General features: G+C 72.5%; 23 protein-coding genes. 7 read left to right on the top strand and 16 right to left on the bottom strand.

Annotation, left to right across the window (positions count from 1 at the left end; all coding sequences use genetic code 11):
- Positions 1 to 108 precede the first annotated feature (108 nt).
- The 3 genes from ACFV9H_RS11870 to ACFV9H_RS11860 all read left to right on the top strand — a co-directional run bounded on the left by ACFV9H_RS11870 (position 109) and on the right by ACFV9H_RS11860 (position 3,298).
- Positions 109 to 1,677 carry a hypothetical protein gene (locus ACFV9H_RS11870; RefSeq protein ID WP_385396611.1) on the top strand — a complete coding sequence of 523 codons (1,569 nt, stop codon included), beginning with the start codon at positions 109 to 111 and terminating at the stop codon, positions 1,675 to 1,677.
- Positions 1,678 to 1,811: 134 nt separating this feature from the next.
- Positions 1,812 to 2,846 carry an MDR family NADP-dependent oxidoreductase gene (locus ACFV9H_RS11865; RefSeq protein ID WP_385396609.1) on the top strand — a complete coding sequence of 345 codons (1,035 nt, stop codon included), beginning with the start codon at positions 1,812 to 1,814 and terminating at the stop codon, positions 2,844 to 2,846.
- A gap of 26 nt (positions 2,847 to 2,872) precedes the next feature.
- Positions 2,873 to 3,298: a MerR family transcriptional regulator gene (locus tag ACFV9H_RS11860; protein WP_385396607.1), complete on the top strand. Its 426-nt coding sequence runs from the start codon at positions 2,873 to 2,875 to the stop codon at positions 3,296 to 3,298.
- Here the strand turns inward: ACFV9H_RS11860 and ACFV9H_RS11855 are convergent.
- From ACFV9H_RS11855 to ACFV9H_RS11800, 12 genes are all read right to left on the bottom strand, one after another.
- A complete protein-coding gene (locus ACFV9H_RS11855) occupies positions 3,231 to 4,364 on the bottom strand; it encodes an LLM class flavin-dependent oxidoreductase (protein WP_385396605.1) in 1,134 nt (377 codons plus the stop codon). The two genes, ACFV9H_RS11860 and ACFV9H_RS11855, sit on opposite strands and share 68 nt — an antisense overlap.
- Before the next feature lie 9 nt (positions 4,365 to 4,373).
- Positions 4,374 to 5,420, bottom strand: coding sequence for an LLM class flavin-dependent oxidoreductase (locus tag ACFV9H_RS11850; protein WP_385396603.1), 1,047 nt, complete (start codon positions 5,418 to 5,420; stop codon positions 4,374 to 4,376).
- Complete coding sequence (locus ACFV9H_RS11845; protein ID WP_385396601.1) at positions 5,417 to 6,799, bottom strand: NtaA/DmoA family FMN-dependent monooxygenase; 1,383 nt, start codon at positions 6,797 to 6,799, stop codon at positions 5,417 to 5,419. Before ACFV9H_RS11845 ends, ACFV9H_RS11850 begins: the two co-directional genes overlap by 4 nt.
- 17 nt (positions 6,800 to 6,816) lie before the next feature.
- Entirely contained in the window at positions 6,817 to 7,926 is a 1,110-nt protein-coding gene (locus ACFV9H_RS11840) for an LLM class flavin-dependent oxidoreductase (protein WP_385396627.1), read from the bottom strand.
- Between the two features lie 144 nt (positions 7,927 to 8,070).
- Positions 8,071 to 8,802, bottom strand: a complete 732-nt coding sequence (locus ACFV9H_RS11835; RefSeq protein ID WP_385396599.1) for a GNAT family N-acetyltransferase — start codon at positions 8,800 to 8,802, stop codon at positions 8,071 to 8,073.
- Positions 8,799 to 9,815 (bottom strand): transporter substrate-binding domain-containing protein, encoded by a 1,017-nt coding sequence (locus ACFV9H_RS11830; protein ID WP_385396597.1) that lies wholly within the window; start codon positions 9,813 to 9,815, stop codon positions 8,799 to 8,801. Before ACFV9H_RS11830 ends, ACFV9H_RS11835 begins: the two co-directional genes overlap by 4 nt.
- A 41-nt stretch (positions 9,816 to 9,856) precedes the next feature.
- The gene (locus ACFV9H_RS11825; RefSeq protein ID WP_385396595.1) at positions 9,857 to 10,645 is read right to left on the bottom strand and encodes an amino acid ABC transporter ATP-binding protein; all 789 of its coding nucleotides are present in this window, start codon (positions 10,643 to 10,645) and stop codon (positions 9,857 to 9,859) included.
- A complete protein-coding gene (locus tag ACFV9H_RS11820) occupies positions 10,642 to 11,646 on the bottom strand; it encodes an amino acid ABC transporter permease (protein WP_385396593.1) in 1,005 nt (334 codons plus the stop codon). Before ACFV9H_RS11820 ends, ACFV9H_RS11825 begins: the two co-directional genes overlap by 4 nt.
- Before the next feature lie 177 nt (positions 11,647 to 11,823).
- On the bottom strand, positions 11,824 to 12,933 hold the full coding sequence (locus tag ACFV9H_RS11815) for an aryl-sulfate sulfotransferase (RefSeq protein WP_385396591.1): 1,110 nt from the start codon (positions 12,931 to 12,933) through the stop codon (positions 11,824 to 11,826).
- 20 nt (positions 12,934 to 12,953) lie between these two features.
- Positions 12,954 to 13,970 carry an ABC transporter substrate-binding protein gene (locus tag ACFV9H_RS11810; RefSeq protein WP_385396589.1) on the bottom strand — a complete coding sequence of 339 codons (1,017 nt, stop codon included), beginning with the start codon at positions 13,968 to 13,970 and terminating at the stop codon, positions 12,954 to 12,956.
- 29 nt (positions 13,971 to 13,999) lie between these two features.
- Complete coding sequence (locus tag ACFV9H_RS11805; RefSeq protein ID WP_385396587.1) at positions 14,000 to 14,716, bottom strand: ABC transporter ATP-binding protein; 717 nt, start codon at positions 14,714 to 14,716, stop codon at positions 14,000 to 14,002.
- Positions 14,713 to 15,492 carry an ABC transporter permease gene (locus ACFV9H_RS11800; protein WP_385396585.1) on the bottom strand — a complete coding sequence of 260 codons (780 nt, stop codon included), beginning with the start codon at positions 15,490 to 15,492 and terminating at the stop codon, positions 14,713 to 14,715. The genes ACFV9H_RS11805 and ACFV9H_RS11800 overlap by 4 nt, the downstream gene beginning before the upstream one ends.
- A gap of 163 nt (positions 15,493 to 15,655) precedes the next feature.
- On the opposite strand from ACFV9H_RS11800, the gene ACFV9H_RS11795 reads away from it, so the two are divergent.
- Positions 15,656 to 16,225, top strand: coding sequence for a helix-turn-helix domain-containing protein (locus tag ACFV9H_RS11795; protein ID WP_385396583.1), 570 nt, complete (start codon positions 15,656 to 15,658; stop codon positions 16,223 to 16,225).
- Here ACFV9H_RS11795 and ACFV9H_RS11790 read toward each other — a convergent pair.
- Both ACFV9H_RS11790 and ACFV9H_RS11785 read right to left on the bottom strand, forming a co-directional pair.
- Positions 16,222 to 20,040, bottom strand: a complete 3,819-nt coding sequence (locus ACFV9H_RS11790) for a helix-turn-helix domain-containing protein (protein ID WP_385396581.1) — start codon at positions 20,038 to 20,040, stop codon at positions 16,222 to 16,224. The genes ACFV9H_RS11795 and ACFV9H_RS11790 overlap by 4 nt on opposite strands.
- Positions 20,041 to 20,201: 161 nt before the next feature.
- Positions 20,202 to 20,564: a hypothetical protein gene (locus tag ACFV9H_RS11785; RefSeq protein WP_385396579.1), complete on the bottom strand. Its 363-nt coding sequence runs from the start codon at positions 20,562 to 20,564 to the stop codon at positions 20,202 to 20,204.
- 314 nt (positions 20,565 to 20,878) lie between these two features.
- Between ACFV9H_RS11785 and ACFV9H_RS11780 the strand changes: the two genes are divergently transcribed.
- Positions 20,879 to 22,024, top strand: coding sequence for a nitrous oxide reductase family maturation protein NosD (locus ACFV9H_RS11780; protein ID WP_385396577.1), 1,146 nt, complete (start codon positions 20,879 to 20,881; stop codon positions 22,022 to 22,024).
- Positions 22,025 to 22,059: 35 nt separating this feature from the next.
- Positions 22,060 to 23,118 (top strand): methyltransferase, encoded by a 1,059-nt coding sequence (locus ACFV9H_RS11775; RefSeq protein ID WP_385396575.1) that lies wholly within the window; start codon positions 22,060 to 22,062, stop codon positions 23,116 to 23,118.
- Positions 23,119 to 23,183: 65 nt separating this feature from the next.
- On the opposite strand, the gene ACFV9H_RS11770 is transcribed toward ACFV9H_RS11775, so the two are convergent.
- Both ACFV9H_RS11770 and ACFV9H_RS11765 read right to left on the bottom strand, forming a co-directional pair.
- Positions 23,184 to 23,441, bottom strand: coding sequence for a phosphopantetheine-binding protein (locus tag ACFV9H_RS11770; protein ID WP_385396573.1), 258 nt, complete (start codon positions 23,439 to 23,441; stop codon positions 23,184 to 23,186).
- Between the two features lie 13 nt (positions 23,442 to 23,454).
- Positions 23,455 to 24,555, bottom strand: a complete 1,101-nt coding sequence (locus ACFV9H_RS11765) for a SchA/CurD-like domain-containing protein (protein ID WP_385396571.1) — start codon at positions 24,553 to 24,555, stop codon at positions 23,455 to 23,457.
- A gap of 146 nt (positions 24,556 to 24,701) precedes the next feature.
- Here ACFV9H_RS11765 and ACFV9H_RS11760 point away from each other — a divergent pair, with 146 nt between their 5' ends.
- On the top strand, positions 24,702 to 26,360 hold the full coding sequence (locus ACFV9H_RS11760; protein WP_385396569.1) for an FAD-dependent oxidoreductase: 1,659 nt from the start codon (positions 24,702 to 24,704) through the stop codon (positions 26,358 to 26,360).
- Positions 26,361 to 26,399 lie beyond the last annotated feature (39 nt).

The raw sequence follows: 26,399 nt of genomic DNA, 5'->3' as shown, positions 1-26,399 counted from the left end.
TCATCCGGCACCTCCATGGACTCTTCGGGCACGGCGATCTAGCGTCTGGCGGCGGCGCGATGTCAGACACATTGTCAACAAAACTGAAGAGACAGGGAGGAAGCCCGGATGTTCCGAAGAGCGCTGAACTGCGCTGTGGTGCCGGTGGTCGCCGTGTTCACGACGATCTACGGCATCACACCGGCGGGGGCCGACGAGATACCCAAGACCCCCGGCCACCGCCTGGTCAGCCACTACGAGGGCGGCCCCGCCACCGCCGCCCCGCTGCCCGGGGAAGCGCCCCCGCAGCACCCCTTCCTCGCGCCGAACGGCCGCAGCGGCATGCACTCCGACGCGGCCGGCAGCGCCACCTCGCCCTGGTCGGGACCGCTCGGCAAGAACCTCCAGGTCAAGAGCGAGGCCATTGCCGCTCTCGGCGGCGAATGCGCCACCGCCACCTTCGACACCGGCGGCCGGCTCGTCACGGTGTGCGGCACCTTCTCCGGCTTCAAGGTCAAGCTCCTGGAGCCCCGTACGCTCGCCACGCTCGCGGAGTACCAGCTCCCGCAGCGCTCTTCGACGGTCCAGGCGATCACCTCGCTCGACTTCTCGAAGATCTTCAAGGACACCTCGGGCGGCGCCTACTTCTACCTGGACGACCAGGACCGGGCCGTGCTGGCCGACTCCCGCCAGCACATCCTGCGCCTCGCGCACTCCCGGAACCCGGACGGCAGCTGGAAGTTCACGGTCGACAACGACTGGGACCTCACCGGTCACGTCCCGCACGACTGCGTCAGCTGGACCAACCTGTGGCCCAGCGGCACCTGTGACCCCGTCACCTCGGTGATGCCCGACTGGAACGGCCGCATCTGGTGGGTCACCCGCCAGGGCCGGGTCGGCACCGTGGACCCGGCGACCTCGCAGATCCGGGCCATCCAGCTGCCCGGCGAGGAGATCCAGAACTCCTTCTCGGTCGCCGATGACGGTGTCTCCATCGTCAGCGACCACGCGCTGTACAGCTTCCGCGCCGCCGCCGACGGCACCCCCGAGGTGCAGTGGCGCCAGACGTACGACCGCGGCACCGGCACCAAGCCCGGTTCCGTCAACCAGGGTTCGGGAACCACCCCGGACCTCTTCGGCAACGGCTACGTCGCCATCACCGACAACGCCGACGACCGGATGAACGTCCTGGTCTACAAGCGGGGCGTGAACGTGCCCGCGGACCAGCGGCTGGTCTGCAAGGTGCCGGTGTTCGGCTCCGGCGCCTCGACCACTGACAACTCCCTCATCACCTGGGGCAACAGCATCGTCGTCGAGAACAACTACGGCTACGAGAACGTGACGTCGCTGCTCCTCGGCAGGTCGGTCGTCGGCGGCGTCAGCCGCATCGACGTCCGCCCGGACGGCAGCGGCTGCGACACGGTCTGGGAGAGCGCGATCCGCGCTCCCTCCGTCGTCCCCAAGCTCTCCACCGCCAACGGGCTGCTCTACTTCTACGAGAAGCAGCCCAACGTCCTGGGCATCGACGCCTGGTACCTCACCGCGGTCGACTTCCGCACCGGTGAGCGGCGCTGGAGCAAGCTGACCGGCACCGGACCGCTGTACGACAACAACTGGGCCCCGATCACCCTCGGCCCGGACGGCACGGCCTACGTCGGCGTCTTCAACGGCATCGTCTCGGTCCGCGACGGCGGCTGATCCCGCAGGCCGATCCGGCCGGCACGCGACCCGTGCCGGCCGGATCGGCCGCGGGTCGGGGCTTGACCTTGACGCGCGGGTCAGGGGTTAGCGTCACCGCACCCCGCCCGCCCGTGTCTTCAAGGAGCCCGCGCATGCCCACCGCCGCCCTGCCCCGCACCGCCCTCGAAGTCCGCCTCGCCTCGGTGCCCGAAGGCCTGCCCGAACCAAGGCACTTCACCCTGGCCGAGGCCTCGCTCCCCATCCCGGAACCGGGCCAGGTGCTGGTGCGCAACCGACACTTCCTGGTCTTCCCCGGCCTGCGCACCCTCATCGGCGGCCGCATCGAAGGGCTGCCGCTGCCGACACTCGCCGCCGGGGACACCCTCTTCGGCCCCGCGGTGGGCGAGGTGGTCGCCGCGCCGGGCGACGGCACGCTCCGGGCCGGCGACCTCGTGTTCCACATGGCCGGCTGGCGCGACCACGCCCTGCTGCCCGCCGGGCAGGTCACTCCCCTCGACCCCGGACTGCCCACGCCGGTGGCTCACCTGGCCCAGGGATCGGCGCCGTACGGAGCCCTGACCCGCCTCGCCCGGGTCCGCCCGGGCGATGTGGTCCTCGTCTCGGGTGCGGCGGGAGCGGTCGGCACGCTGGCCGGACAGATCGCCCGGCTGCTCGGGGCCGCGAAGGTGATCGGCAGCACCCGGTCGCCACACAAGGCCGACCGGCTCGTACGCGAACTCGGCTACGACCACGTGCTGGTGGAAGGTCCCGGGCAGCGGCCGTTGGCCGACCGGCTGCGCGAAGCCGCACCCGAGGGACTCGACGTCGTCCTGGACTCCGTGGGCGGAGCGCAGCTGTCCGCCGCCCTGGGAGCCGCCCGCCAGGGAGCCCGGGTGGCCCTGGTCGGTGCACTGTCCGGGCAGCTGGCGCCCGGCACGGGCGGCGCCGGCGCGCCGGCCGAGATCGACACCTTCCACCTAGTGATCCGCGGCGTCTCCCTCGCCGGGTACGCCGGCGCGGACCACCCGGGGGTGGAGGCCGAGTGGACCGGTCGCTTCGGCGGCTGGCTGCGGTCCGGTGAGATCCGCTTCCCCTACACGGAGATCGAGGGAATGCGGCGGGCCACGGCCGCGTTGCCGGAATTGATCGCCGGGCGCCATTTCGGCGCGGTCGTCGTGCGGTTGTAGGGGTGGCCCGGAAGGAGGGCGGCGGGTTGCGCATCGGTGACGCGGCAGCGGCGGCTGGGACCACGGCGCGGGCACTGCGCCTGTACGAGGAGCGCGGTCTGCTGCCCCCTCCCGTACGCAGTCCCTCCGGCCAGCGCGTCTACGGTCCCGCCGAGGTGGCCCTGGTCCGCGTCATCCGCGAGCTCCTGGGCCTCGGCCTCACCATCCAGGACCTGCGCACCCGCGCGGACCGGCTTGTGCTGCTCACCCAGGACCCACCGCCCCCGTGCGGCTCCGCCGGCCGGGCCGGGAGCTTCGCCCCCGTCGTCGACCGGCGGATCGCCGCCCTCGATGCCGAGATCGCCCGCCTGACCCGACGGCGGGACGAACTCGCCCGGCTGTCGGTCAGCGGCGCTGCCACTCCTCGGCCAGCAGACGGTAGGAGCGGACCCGGTCCGCGTGGTCGTGCGTGATGGTGGTGATCAGCAACTCGTCCGCCCCGGTGGCCTCCTGGAGCCGCTCCAGGTGATCGGCGACCGTCCGCGCGGACCCCACGAACTGGGTCTCCACCCGATCGGCGACGAGTGCCCGGTCCGCCTCCGACCAGGGCAGTGCGCGCGCCTCGGCCGGGCTGGGGAAGGGGATGGCGCCCTCGGCGGTACGGATGCTGCGTACCCAGGGCGCGTACCCGGTGGCCAGTTCCCTGGCGGTCTCGTCGTCCTCGGCCACGACCACGTCCGCGGACACCGTCAGGTACGGACGGTCCAGCTCCGCCGACGGCTTGAATGCGGCCCGGTAGCCCTCGGCGGCCTCCAACACCGAGGCGGGGCTGACGTGGTAGTTGGCCGCGAACCGCAGCCCGTTCCGGCCCGCAGTCTCCGCGCTGACCCCGCCGCTGCTGCCCAGGATCCACACCTGTACGTCGGCCCCCTCACCCGGAACGGCATGCGCCTCCACCCCCTCCGGGGAGCGGTACTCGCCCCGGAGCAGGGCCAGGACGTCGTCGATCTGCTCGGCGTAGTCCTGCGGCTGGGCACCTGGCAGGTTCAGCAGCTTCTGCTGGAGCGCGACGCGCGGATGGCCGAGGAGGTGGGCGAAGGAGAACCGGGCGGGGATGCGCAGTCCGTTCGGGGCGTACCCGTCCACGACCGGAGTCTGCGGCGGCGCGGGCTCGCCGGATCCGGAACTCGGCGCCGACCGGCCCGCCGAGCGGCCCAGGCCCAGGTCCAGGCGCCCGGGGTGCAGCGCGTCGATCAGGCCGAACTCCTCGACCGTCGACAGCGCGGTGCGGTGTCCGAGCTGCACGGCGCCGGAGCCGAGGCGGATGGTGCTGGTCGCCGAGGCGGTCAGCGCGAGGACCACCGCCGGAGAGGTCCCCGCGACCCCCGGGTTGAGATGGTGCTCGGCGAACCAGTAGCGGGCGTAGCCGAAGCGTTCGGTCTGCCGGGCGAGGTCGATGCTGTGGTGCAGGGCCTCGGCGGCGGTGGAGCCGGACGGGACCGGGACGAGGTCGAGGACCCCGAGGGGAATGCCGGACATGACGGCTCCTTAAAGGTCGGGGAAGTGCGGGTCGGGGATCTCGCGGCGGAGCACCGGCGCGATCTCCGACTGGAAGAGTTCGAGTGAGGCGCGGTGCTCCGTGTGCGTGAGCCCTCCCGGCTCGGCCTGCAGGTGCAGGACGGTGTGGCCGAACTCCTCGTGGTAGCGGTGGACCTTCTCGATCACCTGCTGCGGGCTGCCGATCAGCGCGGAACTGCGTTCGACGAAGTCCTCCAGGGTCGGGAAGACGGGAGCCGCGCCGACTTGTTCGTGGAAGGCGAGGTACCTGGCGAAGGCCGGCCGGTACGCCGACACCGCCTGCTGAGAGGTGGGGGCCGTGTGGAAGCCGGCCGTGCCCGCGCCCACGACCGCGTGCGCCGGATCGTGCCCGTACTGCTCCCAGCGCTCCCGGTAGTGGCGGATCAGCTCGGCGTACGGGCCGATCGGATGGGTGACGTTCGCCGAGAACAGCGGGTCGCCGTAGCGCGCGGCGAGATCGACGGACTCCCGGCTCGTGGCACTGCCGTGCCAGACGCGTACCGCCCGCTGGAACGGCCTGGGCAGCACCTCCGCCCCGGTCAGCGCGGGACGAAAGCGCGGCCGGGCCGTCACCTTGTCCTCGCGCCAGATCCGCCGGAACAGCTCGTAACCCTCCGCGTTGCGCTCCCACTGGTCCTCGGGGGTCACGTCGAACAGCTCGCGCTGGGCCGTGCCGTTGCCCTTGCCGATCATCAGCTCCAGGCGGCCGTCGCTGAGGTGATCGAGCGTCGCGTAGTCCTCGTACGCCCGGACCGGATCGAGCAGGCTCAGCGTGGTGACGGCGGTGAACAGCCGGATCCGGCGGGTCAGCGCCGCGATGTGGGCGAGTACCACCGGCGGCGAGGACGACAGGAACGGCCGCTCGTGGCGCTCGCCCACACCGAACCCGTCGAAACCGAGCTCCTCCGCGAGCAGCGCGGAGGCGACCACCTCGCGGAACCGCTCCCGGGTCGGGGTGGGGGCGCCCGTCACCGGGTCCGAGGAGTCCGTGATCAGGGTGATGGCCAGGAACTTCACGAGGCCGCGGCCCCCCGGACGGCCGGCTCCGCCTTCGGCACGGCCAGCCCGAGGTGGTCGCGCAGGGTGCTGCCCTCGTAGTCGGTGCGGAAGACGCCGCGCTCCTGGAGCAGCGGGACGACGGTGTCCGCGAACACGTCCAGGCCGCCCGGGGTGATGTGCGGGACGAGGATGAAGCCGTCGGCCGCGTCGGCCTGCACCAGGTCGTCGATCTGCCCGGCGACCGTGGAAGCCGAGCCGACGAAGGTCTGGCGGGAGGTGGTGGCGATGACGAGTTCGCGGATGGAGAGGTTCTTGGCCCGGGCCAGCTCGCGCCACTGGCGGGCCGTGGCGAGCGGGTCGGAGAACTGGCGTACGCTCGCCCGCCCGAGGGCGATGGTGTTCTCCCCGACCTCGGGATCGACCTCGGGCAGCGGGCCGTCCGGGTCGTAGGACGACAGGTCCCGGTTCCAGACGTGCTCCAGATACTTGATCGCGGTCTGCCCGCTGACCTGGAGCCGGCGCACCTCGTGGGCGATCTCCTGCGCCTCGGCGTCGGTGTCGCCGAGGACGAAGGTGGCCGCGGGGAGGATCTTCAACTGATGGTGCGTACGACCGTACTTGGCGAGCCGGCCCTTGACGTCGGCGTAGAACGCGCGGCCCTCGTCGAGGGTCCCGTACCGGCCGAAGATCGCGTCGGCACTGGAGGCGGCGAACTCGCGTCCCTCGTCGGAGTCGCCCGCCTGGAAGATCACCGGCCGGCCCTGCGGGCTGCGCGGGACGTTGAACCGGCCTTCGATGTCGAAGTGGCGTCCCCGGTGGCTGAAGGCCCCGGCCCGGGCGTCACGCAGGAAGGTGCCCGATCCGGCGTCGGCGACGATCTCGGTGCCGTCCCACGAGTCGAAGAGCTCGCCGGCCGTGGCCAGGAACTCCTGGGCGCGGGAGTAGCGGTCCTCGCGCGGCAGGAATCCGCCGCGCCGGAAGTTCTCACCGGTGAAGGCGTCCCAGGAGGTGACGACGTTCCAGGCGGCCCGACCGTCGGAGAGGTGGTCGAGCGAGGCGAACTGGCGGGCCACCTCGTACGGCTCGTTGAAGGTGGAGTTGATGGTGCCGGTCAGGCCGAGGCGCTCGGTGACCGCCGCCAGCGCAGCGAGGACCGTAAACGTGTCGGGGCGGCCGACGACATCCAAGTCGTACAGTTTGCCGCCCTGTTCACGGAGTCTGAGCCCCTCGGCGAGGAAGAGGAAGTCGAACTTGGCGCGCTCGGCGGTCCGCGCGAAGTGGACGAACGACTCGAAGTCGATGTGGCTGCCGGCCGCCGGGTCGCTCCACACGGTGGTGTTGTTGACGCCCGGGAAGTGGGCCGCGAGATGGATCCGCTTGAGCGGCTTGGTGCTCATGGTTCGTCCTTCCGGGGTCAGGCGGCGGGCGGGGCGGCGTAGCGGCTCGCGGGACGCTCCAGCCCCAGCAGGCCGCGCAGGCTGTCCGCCCCGTACTCGCGGCGGAAGACTCCGCGCCGCTGAAGCTCGGGCACCACGGCCCGGGTGATGGCGGGCAGGTCGTGGGCGATCACGCCGGGACGCAGCCGGAACCCCGACAGGCCCGCCGCCCGCCACTCCTGGAGCAGGTCCGCGAGCTGCGCCGGGGTACCGGTGAAGGTCGCCGCGTCATCGGAGTACGGGCCTGCGGCGAGCTCGTCGAGCCGGGCCCGGCGGGCGGCGGCCGCCGGGCCGTCCCGGTCCAGGAACACCGCGAGGTCGCCGAAGACGTGCGCGGTGCCGTCCGCCGCCCGCGCGACGGCGGCGGCGGCCTCATCGGCATCACGGGGGGTGACGTACACGAGGTCGGCCGAGCCTCCCAGCACACCGGACGACGCGGTGACCAGGGGCTGTCCCTGCGGCGGGCGAGGGGTGATCGAGGGGCCCCGGACGCTGAAGTGAGGGCCCTCGAAATCGATGTGGTGGAGCTTGTCCCGGTCCACGAAACGGCCGGTGGTCACGTCCCTGATCTCCGCGTCGTCCTCCCAGCTGTCCCACAGCCGCCGGACCACCTCGACATGGTCGGCGGCCTCCCCGGACAACTCGCCGACGGGCACGGGAAATGCGCGACGCCCGAAGTGGCGTGCCTCGTGGGGCAGTCCCGACACCTGCACGAGCAGGCCGGCGCGGCCCCGGCTGACGTAGTCGAGCGTCGCGATCGCCTTGGAGATGTGGAACGGCTCGGTGTGGGTGGCCGTCACGCTCGGGACCAGGCCGATGTGCCGGGTCAGGGGCGCGATCCGGGCGGCGGTGAGCACCGCGTCGAGTCGCCCGCGCACCTGGTCGGTGCGTTCGTCGGGCGCGACGGGGGAGGAGGACTGGAGGGCGAGGCCGTCCTCGAAGGTGACGAAGTCCAGCAGCCCGGCCTCGGCCTCGGCGACGACGTCGGCCCAGTACCGGGCGGTGAACAGCTCCGCCGGCCTGGCGCCCGGCTCGCGCCAGGAAGCCGGATGCCGGCCCGTGCCGTCAAGGGCGACGGCGAGATGCAGTGTGGACACGTCGAATTGAGCCTTCCTGATCGGCCGTACCGAAGTAAATCGATCGGGGCCGTGGAATTGGAGGTCTTCTCGAAAACGCTACGCCCGCACCTCCGGGCCGTTCAATGACACCGGTATTAAAAGAAGTTGGCAGTGTTAAGAGGATTTGGCGGCAGTGTTTCCCGGTGCCCGGACCGCCATGAAGAAGAGCCGGTGGCGCAGGGTGAAGCCGATCGACTCGTAGAGCCGGATCGCGTTCGTGTTGCTCGCGGCGGTGTGCAGGAAGGGGACCTCGCCGCGTTCCCGGATGTCCGCCGCCACGGCGCGGACCAGCCGCGTCGCCAGCCCCCGGTTCCGGTGGTCGGGATGGGTGCAGACCGCGCTGATCTCGGTCCAGCCGGGCGGTCGCAGCCGCTCTCCGGCCATCGCGACGAGCCGGCCCCGGTGGCGGACGCCGAGGTACGTACCCAGCTCGAGGGTGCGGGCCCGGAACGGGCCGGGCCGCGTCAGCTCGATCAGGGCGAGGATCTCCGGCACGTCGGCGGGGCCCAGCCGCACCGCGTCGGGAGCCGGTTCGGCGCGCAGCGAGGTGTCGATCAGCTGGACTCCCGGGATCGCGCCGAGCGTCTCCCAGCCTTCGGGCGGGCTCAGGATCCCGGCGAGCGAGGCGACCTCGCCGTCGCCGACCAGTGCGTGCAGGTCGGCCCAGGAGCGCGGGTCGTCCGGGTCTGCCAGAGCGCTGAAGGGCGAGACGTCCGCCGGGTACCGCGCGGCTCGGCCGCCGCCCGCCGGGTACTCGGCCAGGGCGGCGTGCGCACCGGAGAGCGCCGCCCAGGCCGGGTTGCCCAGCACCCGCGGGGACACCGAGGTGCGCGCGGCCCCGCTCATGAGTTGGTCAGCGGCAGGCCGGGCGGGTTGACCTCCGAGGCCGTGACGGCCTCGTCGGACAGGTTCCAGGCGGTCAGCAGCTTGCGGTACTGGCCGTTGTCGATCAGGTGGTTGATCGCCGCCGCCACCGGCTTGGCCAGCCCGCTGTCCTTCTTGGCGGTCGCCGCGATCAGGCCCTGGAGCGACTCGCCGGCGCCCGAGTAGGAGCCCGCGTTGCGCGTGGGTGCGTTGGTGCCCGCCGTCTGGGTGACGTGGTAGGCGATGGACGGGTTCGGGGCGAAGTTGACGTCGATCTTCCTGCCGCTCAGGGCCAGGTAGGTGCTGTTGGCGTCGGGGTAGTACTTGATGTTGAAGTCCCGGCCCTCGGCCTGGAGCTTCTTCTGCCACTCCAGCAGGATCTTCTCCTGGTTGGTGCCCGAAGCGACCGCGACGTTGCGGCCGGCGAGCCCGCGGAAGTCGCCGCCGAAGGTCCAGGCGTTGTCCTTCAGCACCTCGAAGCCCAGGTTATCCTTCCGGTACGAGGCGAACTCGTACTTCTTCTTGCGCTCCTCGGTGACCGTGACGTTGGTGAAGGCCACGTCGACCTTGCCGCTGTCGATGCCGACGAAGAGGTTCTCCCAGGTGGAGTTCTTCACCACGGGCTTGAGCCCGAGCGTGGCGGCCACGAGTCGGCCGAGGTCGGGCTCCGCGCCGGTGAGCGTCTGCTGGTCGGTGCCGAGGTAGGCCAGCGGCGGGTAGCCCGCGGGCAGCGCGCCGACCCCGATCACCAGCTCGCCGCTTTCGCGGACGGCCGCGGGCAGCTGGGCTCGCAGCGACTCGACGACCGGGACGGACAGCTCGGCCTGCTGCGCGGCGCCGTTGGACGCTCCGCCGATGGTGACCGCGTCGGAGGGCGACCCGCTGGCCTCGGCCTTGCCGCCGCAGGCGGTGAGTCCGGAGGCGAGGGCCACGGTGGCGGTCGCGGCGCCGAGGCCGCGTACGAGTCTGGTGCGCAGGGAGGACTGGCGGTGCATGGCGTTCCTTTACGGGAGTGGGCGGGCGAAATGCGGGGAAGTCAGAGGACCTTGCTCAGGAACTCCCTGGTGCGGGGATGCGCAGGCCGATCCAGCACCCGCTCGGGCGGCCCCTGTTCGACGATGCGGCCCTCGTGGAGGAAGACCACCTCGTCGGCGACCTCGCGGGCGAAGCCGATCTCGTGCGTGACGATCACCAGCGTGGTGCCGCCGTTGGCCAGGTCCTTGATGACGGAGAGCACCTCGCCGACCAGCTCGGGGTCGAGCGCCGAGGTGGGTTCGTCGAAGAGGATCACGCCGGGCCGCAGCGCGAGGGCCCGGGCGATGGCCACCCGCTGCTGCTGGCCGCCGGAGAGCTGTCGGGGGTAGGCGCCGGTCCGGTCCCCGAGCCCGACCCGCTCCAGCAGCTCGCGCGCCAGGGACTCGGCCCGGGGGCGGGGCAGCCTGCCGGTGGCCACCGGGGCGGCGGCGACGTTCTCCAGCGCGGTCAGGTGCGGGAAGAGGTTGAAGTCCTGGAAGACGAAGCCGATCCGGGCGCGCTGGGCGAGGATCGCCCGCTCGCCGAGCTCCTTGAGTCGCGTCCCGTGGCGCTGGACGCCGATCGGGACGCCGCCCACGCTGACGTGACCGGCCTCGGGTCGCTCCAGGTGGTTCATGACCCGGAGCAGCGTGGACTTGCCGGAGCCGGAGCGCCCCAGGATCACGGTGACCGTGCCCGGCCGGACCGTCAGGTTCACCCCGTCCAGGACGTGCTGCCCGCCGAACCACTTGTGCACGTCGTGGACTTCGATCGCGGCGGGCTCGGTTTCGGTGGCGGTGGCCGTGGTCATCGCGCCGTCTCCTTCCGAAAGCGGACCCGCAGCTCGCGCAGGCCCGCCCGGGCCCGCTCCACGGGGGTGGGCGGCAGGGTGCGCAGGGCGCCGCGCGCGTAGTGCCGCTCCACGTAGAACTGGACGACGGAGATCACGCTGGTGAGGATCACGTACCAGGCTGTGGCCACCAACAGCAGCGGCACCACGTCGCCGGAGTAGGTGCTGCCGAGGCTCTGCACGGTGCCGAAGAGGTCGAGCAGGGACACGTAGAAGACCAGCGAGGTGGCCTTGACCAGCCCGATCAACAGGTTCACGTACGCGGGGACGATCGCGCGCAGCGCCTGCGGGAAGACGATCCGGGTGAACTGGTATCGCTTGGGCAGCCCCAGTGCGGCCGCCGCCTCGTGCTGGCCCTGGTCGACGGAGAGCAGGCCCGCCCGGACCACCTCGGCCGCGTACGCCGCTTCGGCCAGGCTCAGTCCGACGACCGCCACGGCCATGTCGGTGGCGAGCCGGGACTCGTCGAAGGTGAAGAAGGCGGGGCCGAAGGGCACCCCGACGCTCAGGGTCGGGTAGAGCGCGCTGAAGTTGTAGAGGAAGAGCAGGACGACGATCAGCGGCACGGAACGGAACAGCCAGATGTACGTCCAGCTCACCGACCGCAGCACCGGGTTGGACGAGAGCCTGCCGAGGGCGAGGAGCACCCCGCCGACCAGGCCCAGGACCGCGCTGTACGCGGCCACTTGGAGGGTGACGAGCAGCCCGTCCAGGACGACCGGCCGCACCACCCAGTAGGCGAACCGGTCCCATTGGTAGAAGGGGTTGGTGACCAGCCCGTGGCCGACCTGGGCGAGCAGCACCAGCACGACGGCGGTGGCGATCCACCGCCCGGGCCGGCGGAGCGGGAGGACCCGCTCGGCCGGCCCGGGCGGTTCGGCGGACCGGCCGGGCGGCGCGGCGAGGGCGAGTGATTCGGTCAAGGACGCTCCAGCAGCTTCGGATTCGGCAAGGCGAATCATCGAAAAGCAGCCGTCATGCCGGACAGGGGAGGCCGCTGATTTCGTTTTCTGCCGGGTAAAGTAGGCAGCCCCGAGAAGGGCTGTCAACGTCCTCGATATCGATATCCGTGCGGGCTTACGGCAACTTCATCCGCCGTACACAAAACGCCGCTTGGCGAAATGAAACAGGGGTCGCGTTCACAACCAGGGCAGCTCTTCCGCGGCGTAACGGTAGGCACGGAACACGGAGTTCTGGGCGCCGGCCGAAGACTCCAGGCCCACGCCCTCGCCGAAGGACCGGAACTGCGGGACCACGAATTCCCAGACCACTTCGCCGCCGGGGGTCACCTCGAAGAGCCGGCCGAAGGAGCCCTCGGCGATGAAGGTGTTGCCGTTCGGCAGACGCTGCGCGCTGGACATGTACGGGCTGTAGAAGTTCTGCGGCGGGTTGTCCTCGTAGGACCACACCAGCTCTCCCGTGCGCGGGTCGAGCTCCAGCACCCGCGAGTACGGCACCGAAGTGGTGTCGCGGTAGCTGCCGTTGTCGAAGACCAGGATGTTGCCGCCGGGCAGCTCGTGCGGGTGGTGCTGCTGCGCCAGCACGTCGGGGCCGAAGCGCCAGCGGACGGAGCCGTCGGCTCGGTCGATGGCCACGGTGCTGGACGCACTGCGGAAGCCGACCACGATCGAGCCGTCGGCGAGCTCGTTGACGGTGTTGGCCATCGGCCAGTGCTCGCGGGCGAAGTGCCGGTCGAGGGGGAACTCCTCGGGGTCGAGGTGGTCGATGGCGGCCCAACGCCACACCGGCTCCCCGTCCCAGGTCAGCTCGTACACCACGTCCCCGTAGATCACCCCGCCCGGAGCCTCGGAGCCGGGGATGCCGCCGCGGATCCGGGCCGCGTCGGCCGGGGTCAGGGGCTCGACGACGGTGACGATCAGGTTGCCGTTGCGGAGCACCGAGGCGTCGTGGTGGTGGAAGGGGTGCCGGGCCTCGCGCAGGACCGTGGAGTCCGGGGCCAACTCCTGGAAGATGCCGCCGTGGTAGACCTCCCAGATCGGGAAGAGGGTGGGGCCGCTGGTGTCCTTGGCCGCGTAGAAGAGGTTGCCGCCCGGAAGGAGCTGGGCCTGGCGGCCGGGCGGGTGCGGGGAGTTCCAGGTGTGGGCGGTGCGGCCCTCGATGTCGACGAGGTGGATCTCGCCGGCGCCGGTGATCGGCGTGTAGAGGGTGTAGCCGCCGTAGCTGCGGGCGGGGTCGTGGGCGATGAGGCCGACGCCGCGGCGGCGCAGGGTGTTCTGGTCGACGGTCATGAGGATCTCCTGATGGGTTTTCAGCGAACGGTGACGGCGGACGGGTCGACGGCCGTCAGGGGGCCGGGGTCGAGGAAGGCGAGCAGGGCGGCGCGGTCTGCGGCGCCCGGCAGGCCCTGGGCGGCCTTGGCCCAGGCGGCCTCCTCCTCCAACTGCGCGAGCAGCTCGGGCGAGAGGGTGGCGCCGTAGGTGTAGCGGGGCTGGAAGGCGTCGACGTAACCGGTCTGGAGCACACCCTTGGACTGCGCGAGCACGGCCTTGCGCGCGCCCGCCGGGTCGGCGTCGCCCTCTCGCTGCGCGCGCAGCAGTACGCGGAGCACCGCGGCCGTGCTCTCCTCGCTCGCCGAGGGTCCGGCGACGAGGAGGGTCCTGGCGGTGTACCCGGTGAAGGGGATCTCGGCGTAGCCGGTGCCCAGGGCGGTGCGCGCGGCGTCGTAGAAGCCGGGGAAGGTGACCCCGGCGTCGATGTCCCCGCGGGCCAGGGCCGAAGGGACCTGGTTCGGGGCGAGGTTGACCACCGTCACGTCGGCGGCCGTCAGCTGAGCCGAGGCGAGCATCCGCGACAGCGCGTACTCGACGTTCGTGCCCTGCGGGACGCCGACCTTGCGCCCCTTGAGCGCGGCGAAGCCGGAGATGCCGCGGTCGGCCCGGGTCAGCAGCCGCCAGTCGGAGAACCGGGACAGGTCGGCGACGATCCGCAGCTCGCGCCCGCCCAGCGCGGCCGTCACGGCGGGCAGGTCACCGACGACGCCGAGCTGCGCCTGCCCGCCGAGCACGGCGTTCAGCGCGTCCCGGCCGGTGGGATGCGTGGTGACGGCCGCGGTGATGCCCTCGGCGGACCACAGGGCGTGCTCCTGGGCGAGGTAGACGGGGGCGCCGCCGAGATGGTCGCTCGCCGAGATGGCGACGGCGGGGCGAGCGCCGCCCGCCGGGGCGGACGGGGATCCGGCGCAGGCGGTGGCCAGCGTGCCGAGCAGGGCCGCCAGCAGTGCGACGGCCAGGGCACGAGGTCGGGGTCGGGGTCGGGGTCTGTGCATGGGGAAGGTCCTCTTGTGGGTCAGGGGTGTCATTCGGAGCCGAGGTGACGGGCGATCAGCGAACGGAGGTCCGGATCGGGAGGCCCGGCGGGCACGGGGTGGTCGGCGAGCACGCGGCCGGGCGCGCCGCCGAGGACGATCACCCGCTCGGCGAGGGTCAGGGCCTCGTCGATGTCGTGCGTGACGAACAGGACGGTGGTGCCGGTGCGCCGCCACAACTCCCGCAGCAGGGCCTGCATCCGGGTCCGGGTCAGCGCGTCCAGCGCCCCGAACGGCTCGTCCATCAGCAGGACTTCCGGCTCGGCGGCCAGGGCGCGGGCCAGTGCCACGCGCTGGCGCATGCCGCCCGACAGTTCGGCCGGGTACTTCTCCGCGCCCTCCGCCAGCCCCACCTCGGCCAGCGCGGCGAGCGCTCGACGTCGACGTTCCGCGCGCGGCAGGCCGAGCCGCTTGAGGGCGAACTCGACGTTCCCGCGGGCCGTGCGCCAGGGGAAGAGCGCGTAGTGCTGGAAGACCACACCCCGCTCCGGGCCCGGCCCCGACACCGGCGCGGAGCCGGCCGTCACCAGGCCGCCCGCGGGCCGTACGAAGCCGGCGATCGTGTTCAGCACCGTGGACTTGCCGCAGCCGCTGGGACCCAGCAGGGCCGTGAACGACCCCGCGGGGAACTCCAGGTCGGTGCGCTCCAGCACCGGGGCGGCCCCGTAGCCGACCGACAGCCCCTCCAGGCGTACGTCGAGGCTCATGACTCGCTCCAGTGCGCGAACCGGCGGCCCACCGCGGCCAGGACGAGGTCGACGGCCACCCCGAGCAGCCCGAGGACGAGCAGCCCCGCGAACATCCGGTCCACCCGCAGGAACTGGCCGTCGACCTGGAGCCGGTACGCCAATCCGCTGTCCGCGCCGCCCAGTTCCGCCGCGACCAGGGCGAGCAGCGCCACCGAGGCCCCGTACCGCAGCGCCGCGAGCAGGGCGGGCGCGGCGGCGGGCAGCAGCACCTCGGTGAACCGCCGGTGCAGCGGCGCCCCCAGCGACCTGGCCGCCCGCAGGTGGGAGACGGGCACGCGGGACACCCCGTCGTGCACGTACAGCCATACGGCGAGGAGCACCGCGTACGCGATCAGCAGGCGTTTGGCGCTCTCGCCGATGCCGAACCAGGCGGTGGCCAGCGGCACCAGCGCGATGGCCGGGATCGGGCGGAGGAAGGACACCACCGGGGTCACGGCGGCGGACAGCCACGGCAGGCTGCCGGTGGCGAAGCCGAGCGCGCTGCCGACGGCCGCGCCCAGGGCGAAACCCTGACCCGCCCGGGCCAGGCTGGCACCGAGGTCGGAGGCCAGGACCCCGCTGTCGGCACTGTCCACGAGCGCGGCCAGGGTCTGCGCGGGCGTGGGCAGCAGCCCCGGAGCCACCGCGCCGGACCGGGCGAGCAGGTACCACAGGGCGAGTACGGCACCGGCCGCGCCCAGGGCCGGGCCGAGTCGGCCGAGGGCCCGGCCGGGCGGTGAGGGGGTGGCGTACACGGGGCGGCTCCTCGGTCGATGGCGCGCAGCCCCGGGCGGACGGCCTCAGGGCATTCATAAGTGAGGTCAATAATTGACCACGTTTATGAAGGGCGTGTTGCGGGCGTACGAAACCTCCCGGAGCCACCCGGCCCGGGATCCGCCATGAGGTACGTTCACCTGCGTGTCTCGCCCCGAACCCACGCCCGAAGCCATCGAGGTCGGACGGGTGATCCGCGGCTGCCGCAAACAACGCGGCGTCTCCATGGCCGCGCTCGCCGCCCGATCGGGACTCTCCCAGCCCTTCCTCAGCCAGTTGGAACGCGGACTCGCCACGCCCAGCCTCAGCTCGATCTACCGGATCGCCGAGGCCCTGGACGTCACCCCGGGCACCTTCCTGCGGCCGCCGGACCGCCCCGGCGCGGTCAGCCACGAGGCCGACCCGCAGGTGATCCGGGTCAACGAGGCCGCGGGGCAGATCGCCCAGGTGCTCATCCCCGGCGGGCGCAGCTCCCTGATGGAGGCGTACGAGCACCACTTCGAGCCCGGCCAGGGCGAGCGCGGCTGGTTCGAACACCCCGGAGAGGACTTCCTCTACGTCCTGGCGGGCGAGATCGTCCTGGAGGTCGAGGGCGAGGACCCGCTCACCCTGCGCGCCGGCCAGAGCGCCCACCACAGGGGCGAAGTCCCGCACCGCTGCCGCCTGTCGGGCCCGGAACCCGCCCGCACCCTCCTGGTCATCGTCAATGCCTAGGGGGTGTCCGTCGCCCTAGTTCCGCCCCGCAGGGTCCGGGTGATGGCCGCCAGTCGGGATCCGACGTCCGGGTCCCACAGGCGGACCGTGCCGTCGGTGCTGCTGGAGGCCACCGTGCGCCCGTCCGGGGAGAACACCACGCCCCAGACCGCGTTCGTATGACCCGACAGCGCGGCCACCGGCCGGCGGTCGGCGACGTCCCACAGGCGCACCGTACGGTCGTTGCCGCTACTGGCGAGGGTGCGGCCGTCGGGTGAGAACGCGATGCCCCGGGCCGAACCGGTGTGGCCGGTCAGCGCCGTCTCGAAGCGGTGGCGGCGGGCGTCCCACAGTCGTACGGTCCCGTCGTTGCCGCTGCTGGCGAGGGTGCCCCCGTCGGGGCTGAAGGCCACCCCGCGCACCGCACCCGTATGGCCGGTCAGGGTCGCCGTCGCGCGGCGCCCGGCGACGTCCCACAGCCTCACCGTCAGATCGTCGCCGGCGCTCGCCAGGGTGCGCCCGTCCGGGCTGAACACCACGTCGTTGGCGAAGTCCGTGTGGCCGGTGAGGACGGCCGACCGGCGGTGCCCCGCGGTGTCCCACAGGCGGATCGTGCCGTCGGATCCGGCCGAGGCCAGGGTCCGCCCGTCGGGGGAGAAGGCCACCGAGAACACCGTCCCGACGTGGCCCGCGAGGGTGGCCGAGAGGCCGCGCGCGGCGACGTCCCACAGCCGGATCGTGCCGTCGGACCCGGCCGAGGCCAGCGTGCGCCCGTCGGGGGAGAACGCCACCGAGAACACCGTCTCGCCGTGTCCTTCGAAGGTGGCCAGGACCCTGCGCCCGGCCACGTCCCACAGCCGCACCGCGCGGTCCGCCTCCGCGGTGGCGAGCAGCTTCCCGTCCGGGCTGTACGCCGCGTGCCAGATCTCCGTGAACGGCCGCGGGGCCAGCACCGCGCCGCGCAGGTCCCACAGCACCACCGACTGGTCGAACCCGGCCGTGGCCAGCACCGCGCCGGCGGCGTCCACGGCCACCCCGAGCACGTAGTCGGTGTGCCCGGCCAGCGTCGCCGCCAGCCGGCCGCTGCCCACGTCCCACAGCCGGGTCGCGCCGTCGCCCCCCGCGCTGACCACCATCGTCCCGTCCGGGGTGTACGCGACCCCGTTGACGTCGTCGCTGTTCCCGGTCAGCGTCGCGGTCGTCCGGCGGCCCGCCACGTCCCACAGCCGTACGGTCCGGTCGACGCCGCCACTGGCGACCGACCGGCCGTCCGGGGCGAAGGCCGCGCCCAGCACCTCGTCGGTGTGCCCGGCGAGGACGGCGAGCGGGCGGGCCCCGACCGGATCCCACAGCCGTACGGTCCTGTCCGCGCCGGCCGAGACGAGCGTCCGGCCGTCCGGGGCGTACGCGAGGGCGTTGACCCGCCCGGTGTGGCCCGCCAGTTCGGCCACGGCGTGCTGTTCCCCGGCCGGGCCGCCCGCCGCCTCCCACAGCCGGATCGTCCCGTCCGGGTCCGCGATCGCCAGCGTCCGGCCGTCGGGCGCGAAGGCGACGGCCCGGGCACCGGCCGTGCTCGCGGGAAGCAGCGCCTTCGGACGCCGCCCGGCGATGTCCCACAATTGGGCCGGGCCGTCCGTTGAAGCGGCCGCGAGGGTGCGGCCGTCGGGGCTGAAGGCCATCGCGCGGACCCGTCCCGGCATGGTGAAGGCCGCGAGGGTCCGGTGCTCGGCCGTCCGCCGCAGCCGCACCTTCCCGTCGTTCCCGCCCGAGGCCAGGGTCTTGCCGTCGGGCGCGAACGCCACCGCGTTGACGGGCCCGCCGTTCCCGCCGAGCCGGGCGATGAACGGCTGGGACTGGGTGCTCAGCAGGGCGCCGCGGGCCTCGCTCGTCGGCGCGGCCCGATAGGCCTCTTCGGCGAGCCGCATCGACGCCTCCGGCTGGCCCGCCGCCAGTGCCGCCGACTGCAGGGCGAGCGCCCGCGACCGGGCCACGCGCTCCTGACCCAGCGCGCCCGCCCGCTGCTGGTACGCCAGCCCGCCCGCGCCCACGGCGAGGACCAGCAGGACGACGAGCGTGGCCAGCATCCGCTGGCGCAGCCGCACCTGACGGCCGGCCTGCCGCCGCCGGGCCTCCTCGGCCGCCTGACTGGCCCGCAGGAAGGCCTCCTCCAGGGGGCCGAGGCGGCTGCGCCCGTCGAGCTCGTCGGCCCAGGCGCGGGCGTTGTCCAGCCGGGTACCGCGGTGGAGCGCCGACGGGTCGCGCCCCTCGCGCTCCCATTCGGCGGCGGCGAGGGCCAGTTGCTGGTGGATCAGCAGCCCGGCCCGGTCGGCCCGGATCCAGCCGCGCAGCCGCGGCCAGGCGTGCAGCAGGGCCTCGTGGGTGATCTCCACGGTGTCGCTGTCCATGGTGATCAGACGGGCCCGTACGAAACTGTCGAGCGCGGCCGCCGTCCGGTCGGGCCCGGCCGGACGCGCCGCCAACAGCTCGCTCCGGCTCATCCGGCGCCGCGTCACCCCCGCGCCGTCGGCCCCGTCGACCACGTGGACGAGCCGCACAAGCACCCGGCGCACGGTCCGCTGCTCCGCCGGGTACAGGCGGGCGAAGACGTCCTCGGCCGTGCGCGCGACCGCCCCCCTGATTCCGCCGGTCCGCTCGTATCCGGCGACGGTCAGCGTGTCCCCCTCCCGCTGCCGCCAGGTGGCCATCAGCGCGTGGGAGACCAGGGGGAGGGCGCCGGAGGGAATCCGGTCCGGCGGATCGCCCTGCAGGCCGGCATCGCGCAGCAGCAGGGGGACCAGGCCCGGTTCGAGGGCGAGCCCGGCGCGCTCCGCCGGACACGTGATCGATTCCCGCAGCTCGGCCAGGGACATGGGCGGCAGGACGAACAGGCCCTCGGCGAACACCGGGGCCAGTTCCGGAAGGTCCAGACAGTTCCCCGAGAAGTCGGCCCGAACGCCGAGCACGACGACGGCCGGGTCGTGCGCGTCCCCGCCGTCCGCCGGGCGGGCGACGGACAGGGCCCGCAGCACCCGTACGAAGGCGCGCCGCTCGTCCTCGTCGGAGCAGAGGGTGAACAGTTCCTCGAACTGATCGACGATCAGCACCGGACGCGGTGGCGGGGCCGGGCGGTCCCGCGGGTCGGTGGGGCAGTCGCCCGACAGCCGGTGGACGACATCGAGCAGGACCTCCGGACGGGCTCGCAACTCCCGTACGGTGAGGCCGAGATCGCTGCCCAGCACCTTCGCGGTGCGGTCCAGCAGCTCCTCCAGCGGCTGCGCCGTGGGAGTGAACCGCACCACCGGCCAGGCGTCGGCGCCGGCCATCGGGAAGCCGCCCGGGCGGCGCAGGGCCGCCACGAGACCGGCGTTCAGCAGGGACGACTTGCCGGCGCCCGAGGGCGCGACCAGCAGCAGCGGGCCGCTGCCGATCCGTTCGAAAACGCGCTCGACCAACTCGGCCGTGGCCCGCTCCCGGCCGAAGAACCAGCCGGCTTCCCGGACGGTGAAGGCCGGCAGGCCGCGGTAGGGACACTCACCGGCATCGGCCGCGTGATCGGCAGGTGGTTCGGCCGCCGGCACCATGCGCAGGAGTTCGCCCCCCGCCCCCAGCACCTCGTCGCAGAGGCGCGCCACGTCGGGGGTCGCGGGCTTCGAGCCGGTCTCGATCTTGCTCAGGTAGCCCTTGCTGTAATGCGTCTGCCGCGCCAGATCGGCCAGCGACAGCCCCCGTTGCACACGCAGACGCCGCAACCGCGCGGGAAAGGGCAGGTCGGCGTCTTCGGTGTGGTCGGATTCGAGCTGGTGATCGGTCTTCCGGCGGTGGTCCGGATCCCCCACGACACCCCCATGGCAATGCGCGCCGAGGCAGCGGTACGGCACTGCCCAGGCTACAGCGGGGGTCTGACGGAGGACCGGCTCTTCGCGCCGGTATGACCAGAACAGGAGCGTCCGGAGCCGTTTCGGGTACGGTCTCCGGACGCGGTCCCGTGGGGGCGGTGCTACCGGTTGAGGCGGATCGAGTTGATGGGCGTCAGGTCGGCGTAGACGCCGGTCTTGGCGGCGATGGGATTGCCACAGCCGGCCCCGTTGTAGCCGGTGCACAGGTTTGCGGTCGCACCGCCGTACTGGTTGTTGAGGACCCAGTGGTTCCCGTACTGGCCGTTCAGGTTGTGCGCCCCGTAGCTGTAGAAGACGTGGGTCGGCTTTACGGCGGGATTCTGGTTCTGCGGATAGATGCAGACGGCTCCGTCCGGGCAGCCGGCCCACGAGTCGGCGGGCTTGGCCTGAACCGTACCGCTGAGCGCGATCACGGCTACGGTGGCGGTCGCGAGCGCGGCGGCGCCGCGGAACAGCTTGCGCATGTGTTTCCCCTCGGGTCTTGCTCCGGGTGTTGCTTCGTGCGGTCCCCTCCAGCGTGTGGCCGGCTCCGCCCCGGGGTCGACGGGTTTCCCGTTGCCCGTATCGAGCCGCCCCGGGAAACCCCCGCCGACCAGCACGATTTCGAGGCGGCGGTCAACGGTGGGTGGCCGCCACTCCGATGGACCTCAAAATGAAGCCGTTTGCCGGCGGGATGTATCCATCCGCTTACCCGGTGTGGCGGGCGGCGGTGATCGCCCATAGCTTCGGCAACGTGACGAACCGACAGCTCAAGTGCCTCACATGCATCACAGTCGTCATGGCCGCAGGTCTCGGCGTCGCCGCGCCACCCGCCGCCGCGGCCGGACACACGGTGCATCCGGGCCAATCGATCCAGGCGGCGGTCGACGCCGCGAAGCCGGGGGACAGTATCACCGTCATGCCCGGCACCTATCGGGAGAACGTGCTGATCACCAAGCGGCTGACGCTGCGCGGGTGGGGGCGGCAGACGGTGATCATGCCGCCGGAGGTCGCGGCACCGGCCGCACCGCCCGCGCCTCCGGCGCCCGCTGCCCCGGCCGGCCCGGCCGCACCCGCAGCCCCGGCCGGCCCGGCCGCGCCAGCAGCGCCGGCCGGGCCCGCCACGCCGGCCGTGGCGCCGCCCGCCCGGGTCGGGGCCGTGTGTTCGCAGGCCGACACCGGTATCTGTGTCATGGGGACGGCGGAGAAGACCGTCGACCGGGTGAGCATCCGCTCGCTGACCGTCTCCGGCTTCAAGCGCAACGGCATCTGGGCCTCCCGCACCGACCGGCTCAGCGTCGAGCAGGTGATCTCCGAGAAGAACGGCACCTGGGGCATCGCCCAGGAGAGGTCCACCCGCGGGGTGTTCCGGGGCAACATCGCCCGGGACAACGTGGAGTCCGGCATCTTCATCGCCAACACCGTCGACCGGGAGGGCGGCGCCACCGACACCCTCGGGGCCGTCGTCCGGGACAACACCCTGACCGGGAACCGGATCGGAGTGACGGTCAGGCGGGTACGGAACCTCACCGTCAACGACAACACCCTCACCGGAAACTGCGGCGGCGTGTTCGTCGTCGGCGACGAGGGCATCCCGGGCGCCGGGGACATGACCATCCGCGGCAACCGGATCCACGCGAACAACAAGTTCTGCAAGGGCAACACCCGCCTCCCCGACATCCAGGGCGTGGGCATCGTCCTCACCGGCGCCGAGGAGACGGTCATCCGTTCGAACTCCATCCGTGACAACGTCGGCTCCTCGCCGCTGTCGGGCGGAATCCTGCTGTTCAAGAGCTTCGTGGGCGCCAAGAACAGCGACAACGTCATCAAGGACAACGTGGTACGCGGCAACATGCCCGCCGACCTCGCCAACCAGGGCATCGGGACCGGCAACAAGTTCGTCGGCAACCGCTGTAGGACGTCCGTACCCGCCGGGATGTGCTGACCCGTGTTCCCCGCCACCAGGAGAAACGAGACCGTATGACCACGGTGAGCCCGATCCCCACCCCGACCCCCGCCCAGCTCCCCACCCCCCAGCCGGCCATGCGGCTGCGCGAGCTCGTCTTCGGCGCGGCCTGCGCCGCGGCCGTCCGGGCGGCGGCCCGCCTGGGCGTGGCCGACGTGCTCGGGGAATCGCCCGCCACAGCCGAGGAGCTCGCGACGGCGATCGGGTCCGAGCCCCGGCCGCTCAGCAGGCTGCTGCGCGCACTGTCCTGCTACGGGATCTTCGCGGAGACCGAGGAGGGCACGTACGTCCACACGGAGATGTCGAGGCTGCTCCGCGAGGACGATCCGCACAGCCTGCGCTACATCTCCCTGTGGTGCACCGAGCCCTGGACCTGGCAGGCCTGGCCGCGCCTCGACGACGCGGTGCGATCCGGCGGCAGCGTCTTCCAGGACCTGTACGGCAAGGGGTTCTTCGACTACCTGCACCAGGACGCGCACGAGTCGGCCCACGTCTTCAACCGGGCCATGACCACCTCCAGCGTGCAGTCGGCGCTGGACGTCGCGGAACTCCTCGACCTCACCGGCGTCTCCATGGTCGCCGACATCGGCGGCGGCCAGGGCCACGTGCTGGCGAGCCTGCTGGAGAAGCACCCGGCCGTCCGGGGCACCCTGCTCGACCTGCCGGACGTGGCGGCGAAGGCGGATCCGAGGCTGCGGGAGGGCGGAGCGCTGGCCGGGCGCGCCGACATCCTCCCGGGGGACTGCCGCGAGGCCGTGCCGGTCGAGGCCGACCTGTACATCATCAAGAACATCCTGGAGTGGGACGACGACAGCACCCGAAGGACCCTGCGGAACGTGAGGGCGGCGGCCCGACCCGGAGCCCGCGTCGTCGTGATCGAGAACCTCGTCGACGACACCCCGTCGATGAAGTTCACCACGGCCATGGACCTGCTCCTGCTGCTCAACGTCGGCGGGGCGAAACACACCGAGCAGAGCCTGCGCACGCGCATGGCGGACGCGGGCCTGCGGGTCGACTCGGTCCGCCCGGTCAACGCGTTCCTGCACGCATTCGAGTCCACCGTGCCCGGATGAGCGCCCGAAAACGCCCCGAGACCGGCGCGGGGCCGGTCTCGGGGGCCGTCGGTGCGGGCGGCCGGTCAAGTACCGGTCATCAGAGCGCCGTTGACGAGGTCGAGGAACTCCTGCGGCGACTTGCACCGGTCCGCGTCGGGCGGCAGGGGCCGGCTGCGGCTGTTCTCCAGTTCGCCGACGATGCCCAGCAGGCCCAGGGAGTCCAGGCCCCACTCGTCGAATCCGGAGTCGGGGCGGCTCGCCATGTCGCGGGCGTCGACGGTGACGCCGGCGCCCTTCTTCATCAGGGCGGCCAGTTCTTCCATGGTCAGTCGATCGGTCATGACGGACAACTCCTCAGGCTCGGACCGGCCGGCGCCGGTCGGTGATCAGGCGCATTTCGGAGCGCGCGAGGAAGCGTGAGATCTCCTGGTCGGTGGTGGGGACCCCGTCCTTGGCACTGTCGAGCAGCCGGGCCAGCACGGCCGCCTTGTGGCCGCCCTCGACGCCGAGGGCCAGGGCCGGCCGGGCGTCGAGCGGGCCGCGCGCGTCCAGGAGCCGGACGACGACGTCGTCGCGCTGGAAGACGGTGCTCGCCTGGACGGGGCTCGTCGGATCGTCCACGGTCGCCTCGTCCTGGTGCGCGAGCAGTCGGGCGAGTGCCATGCCGCAGCCGTCCTTCGCGGGGTAGAAGAGCGCGTGCCGCCGCAGGTCGGTGCCGTCGCTCCGGCCCGCCGCCACGTGGTGGACGGCCGGGAGGGCCGCCCGGGTGAAGAACGTCCGGGCCGACCCCGGGTCGCCGAGGTCCCGGTCCACCTCCAGGTACGGGTTGATGGCCTCCTCCAGCGCCCTCACCTCGGGCTGCATGGCCACATGGCGCAGTGCCGCGAGCAGGTCGCCCTCCACCTCGATGGCCCGCACGACGCGGTTGCCGTGCATGAAGAGGGAGGTGCGGCGCAGCCGGGTGCTCTCGTCGACCCGGGCCTGCGGGGAGGCGTACGCGGCCAGCAGTTCGGCGACCACGGGCTCGCTGCCCGGTTTGACGGTGAAGGTGAGGGCGTGGCGCACCACGCCGTCACCGCGCCGCGGCGCGGGGGAGACCGGGGGAGCGGAGTCCTTGCCGGCCGCGTGCATGACGCTGAACCGGAGCGAGCGGGTGTCCCGTACGCAGCCGTGCAGCGGCTGCACCGACGCGAGGTGCTCCTCGCTGTTGACCCAGGCGAGGAAGCGCGGTGCGCTCTCCCACTCGCTGGTGATCAGCCACTGCGAGGGGTTCTCGATCGACTGGCACAGCTCGTCGCTGATGTGCCCGGGGACGGAGGACACCTGCTTGCGCAGGTGTTCGTACACCTCCAGGAACCGGTTCTGAGCGCCGTCGTACAGATCCAGCAGCAGCACGACCCGAAGTTTCGAGCCGTCGAAGGCGGACTGGGATATCCGTTCCGACAAAGTTGTCATCGTTCACACTCCTTCGGGACGTCGCGGTCGCCACGGGCGGCGCCACCCGAACCGATCGTTGTCCCGCAAACCCACCGGCGCGAGAGGGGAGAACCATGCGGGTGAACGGGCGAACGAACGGTCCTCGGGCAGGGCATTGGTGAGCCATGAAGGAAAATGTCGACCTCCGCGTCCCGGTCCTCATCGTGGGCGGCTCGCTGGTGGGCCTGTGCACTTCGCTGTTCCTCGGCCGGCACGGCATTGGGCACGTGCTCGTCGAGAAGCACGCGGGCACGTCGATGCATCCGCGCGGACGCGGCATCAACGTACGGACCATGGAGCTGTTCCGGGTCGCGGGCGTCGAGGACCGGATCCGGGCGGCCGCGAGCGTCCTGGCGGACAACCACGGCATCCTGCAGGGCGGCTCGCTGACCGGCGACGACCAGGAATGGCTGTTCGAGGAGATCGACCCCGGCGGCGCGCTGGCCCGCTTCAGTCCGGCGGCCTGGTGCCTGTGCAGCCAGAACGACATCGAGCCGGTGCTGATGTCCGTGACCCCCTCGCTGGGGGCCGACCTGAGGTTCTCCACCGAGCTCCTCTCCTTCGACCAGGACGCGACGGGGGTGACCGCCGTCCTGAAGAGCCTGGACACCGGGGAGCACACCACGGTGCGCGCGGACTACCTCGTCGCCGCCGACGGCCCGCGCAGCCCCGTTCGGGAGGAGCTCCGCATCGGGCAGACCGGTCCCGGCGACCTGTTCCACAACGTGAGCATCACCTTCCGGTCCCGCGGCCTCCGGGACGTGGTCGGCGACCGGCGCTTCATCGTCTGCTACCTGACCAAGCCCGACGCGGACGGCGCCCTGCTGCCCGTGGACAACGGCGAGCGGTGGGTCTTCCACGCGCCGTGGCACCGCGACCGGGGCGAAACGCTGGAGGACTTCACCGACGAACGCTGTGTCGATCACATCCGGCGGGCCGTCGGCGCGCCCGACCTGGACGTGGACATCACCGGGAAGGCCCCGTGGCACGCCGCCGAGCGGGTCGCCGAGAGGTACGCGGTCGGACGGGTCTTCCTCGCCGGTGACTCCGCCCACGAGATGTCCCCCACCGGCGCGTTCGGCTCGAACACCGGCATCCAGGACGCCCACAACCTGGCCTGGAAGATCGCCGCGGTGTTGAAGGGCTCGGCGGGACCGAGGCTGTTGGAGAGCTACGAGGACGAGCGGCTGCCGGTGGCGCGGGCGACGGCCGAGCGCGCCTCGGCCCGCTCCGCGGAGCACAACCATCCGGGATACGAGCCCGACCCCTCCACCGTCGCACCCGGCGGACGGCAGGGTGGGGTGCTCACGGTGGCCATGGGCTACCGCTACCACCGGGGCGCGGTCCTGGGCGCGGACCAGGACCACCCCGTCGTCCCCGAGCGGATGCGGCCGGCCGGCGATCCGGGCACCAGGGCGCCGCACATGTGGCTGCGACGCGGCTGTGCGCGGGCGGAGCCGGGGTCGGTGTCCGTGTCGACCGTGGACCTCTACGAACGGTCCTTCGTGCTGCTCAGCTCCGAGGGCACGCCGTGGCGGGACGCGGCCCGGTCCGTCGCCGGGCAGTTGGGCGTGGACCTGGTCGCCTACGCGATCGGCAGCGGGCCCGAGGCCGACCTGTCCCCGGAGGAGGGCGCCGACTGGGCGCAGGCGCACGGCACCACCCCGGCCGGGGCCGTCCTCGTACGGCCCGACGGATTCGTGGCGTGGCGGTGGCCGCGGGCCGCGGAGGACCCGGAGGCGGTCCTCCACGAGGTGCTGACCACCCTGCTCCACCGGTCCTGAGGCGCGGGCCGGCGGATCGCCTCGACCGGCCCGGAGATG

It is taken from the genome of Streptomyces sp. NPDC059874 (genome assembly GCF_042731135.1).
Lineage (GTDB): Bacteria > Actinomycetota > Actinomycetes > Streptomycetales > Streptomycetaceae > Streptomyces.
The sequence above is the reverse complement of the archived record's forward strand: the minus strand, read 5'-3'. Positions and strand labels throughout refer to the sequence as shown.

Bases quoted from the DNA above. Each gene is read 5' to 3' on its own strand.
- ACFV9H_RS11870 (WP_385396611.1), top strand. From the start codon at position 109: ATGTTCCGAAGAGCGCTGAACTGCGCTGTGGTGCCGGTGGTCGCCGTG.
- ACFV9H_RS11865 (WP_385396609.1), top strand. From the start codon at position 1,812: ATGCCCACCGCCGCCCTGCCCCGCACCGCCCTCGAAGTCCGCCTCGCC.
- ACFV9H_RS11855 (WP_385396605.1), bottom strand. From the start codon at position 4,364: ATGTCCGGCATTCCCCTCGGGGTCCTCGACCTCGTCCCGGTCCCGTCC.
- ACFV9H_RS11845 (WP_385396601.1), bottom strand. From the start codon at position 6,799: ATGAGCACCAAGCCGCTCAAGCGGATCCATCTCGCGGCCCACTTCCCG.
- ACFV9H_RS11835 (WP_385396599.1), bottom strand. From the start codon at position 8,802: ATGAGCGGGGCCGCGCGCACCTCGGTGTCCCCGCGGGTGCTGGGCAAC.
- ACFV9H_RS11830 (WP_385396597.1), bottom strand. From the start codon at position 9,815: ATGCACCGCCAGTCCTCCCTGCGCACCAGACTCGTACGCGGCCTCGGC.
- ACFV9H_RS11825 (WP_385396595.1), bottom strand. From the start codon at position 10,645: ATGACCACGGCCACCGCCACCGAAACCGAGCCCGCCGCGATCGAAGTC.
- ACFV9H_RS11820 (WP_385396593.1), bottom strand. From the start codon at position 11,646: ATGATTCGCCTTGCCGAATCCGAAGCTGCTGGAGCGTCCTTGACCGAA.
- ACFV9H_RS11815 (WP_385396591.1), bottom strand. From the start codon at position 12,933: ATGACCGTCGACCAGAACACCCTGCGCCGCCGCGGCGTCGGCCTCATC.
- ACFV9H_RS11810 (WP_385396589.1), bottom strand. From the start codon at position 13,970: ATGCACAGACCCCGACCCCGACCCCGACCTCGTGCCCTGGCCGTCGCA.
- ACFV9H_RS11805 (WP_385396587.1), bottom strand. From the start codon at position 14,716: ATGAGCCTCGACGTACGCCTGGAGGGGCTGTCGGTCGGCTACGGGGCC.
- ACFV9H_RS11785 (WP_385396579.1), bottom strand. From the start codon at position 20,564: ATGCGCAAGCTGTTCCGCGGCGCCGCCGCGCTCGCGACCGCCACCGTA.
- ACFV9H_RS11780 (WP_385396577.1), top strand. From the start codon at position 20,879: ATGGCCGCAGGTCTCGGCGTCGCCGCGCCACCCGCCGCCGCGGCCGGA.
- ACFV9H_RS11775 (WP_385396575.1), top strand. From the start codon at position 22,060: ATGACCACGGTGAGCCCGATCCCCACCCCGACCCCCGCCCAGCTCCCC.
- ACFV9H_RS11770 (WP_385396573.1), bottom strand. From the start codon at position 23,441: ATGACCGATCGACTGACCATGGAAGAACTGGCCGCCCTGATGAAGAAG.
- ACFV9H_RS11765 (WP_385396571.1), bottom strand. From the start codon at position 24,555: ATGACAACTTTGTCGGAACGGATATCCCAGTCCGCCTTCGACGGCTCG.
- ACFV9H_RS11760 (WP_385396569.1), top strand. From the start codon at position 24,702: ATGAAGGAAAATGTCGACCTCCGCGTCCCGGTCCTCATCGTGGGCGGC.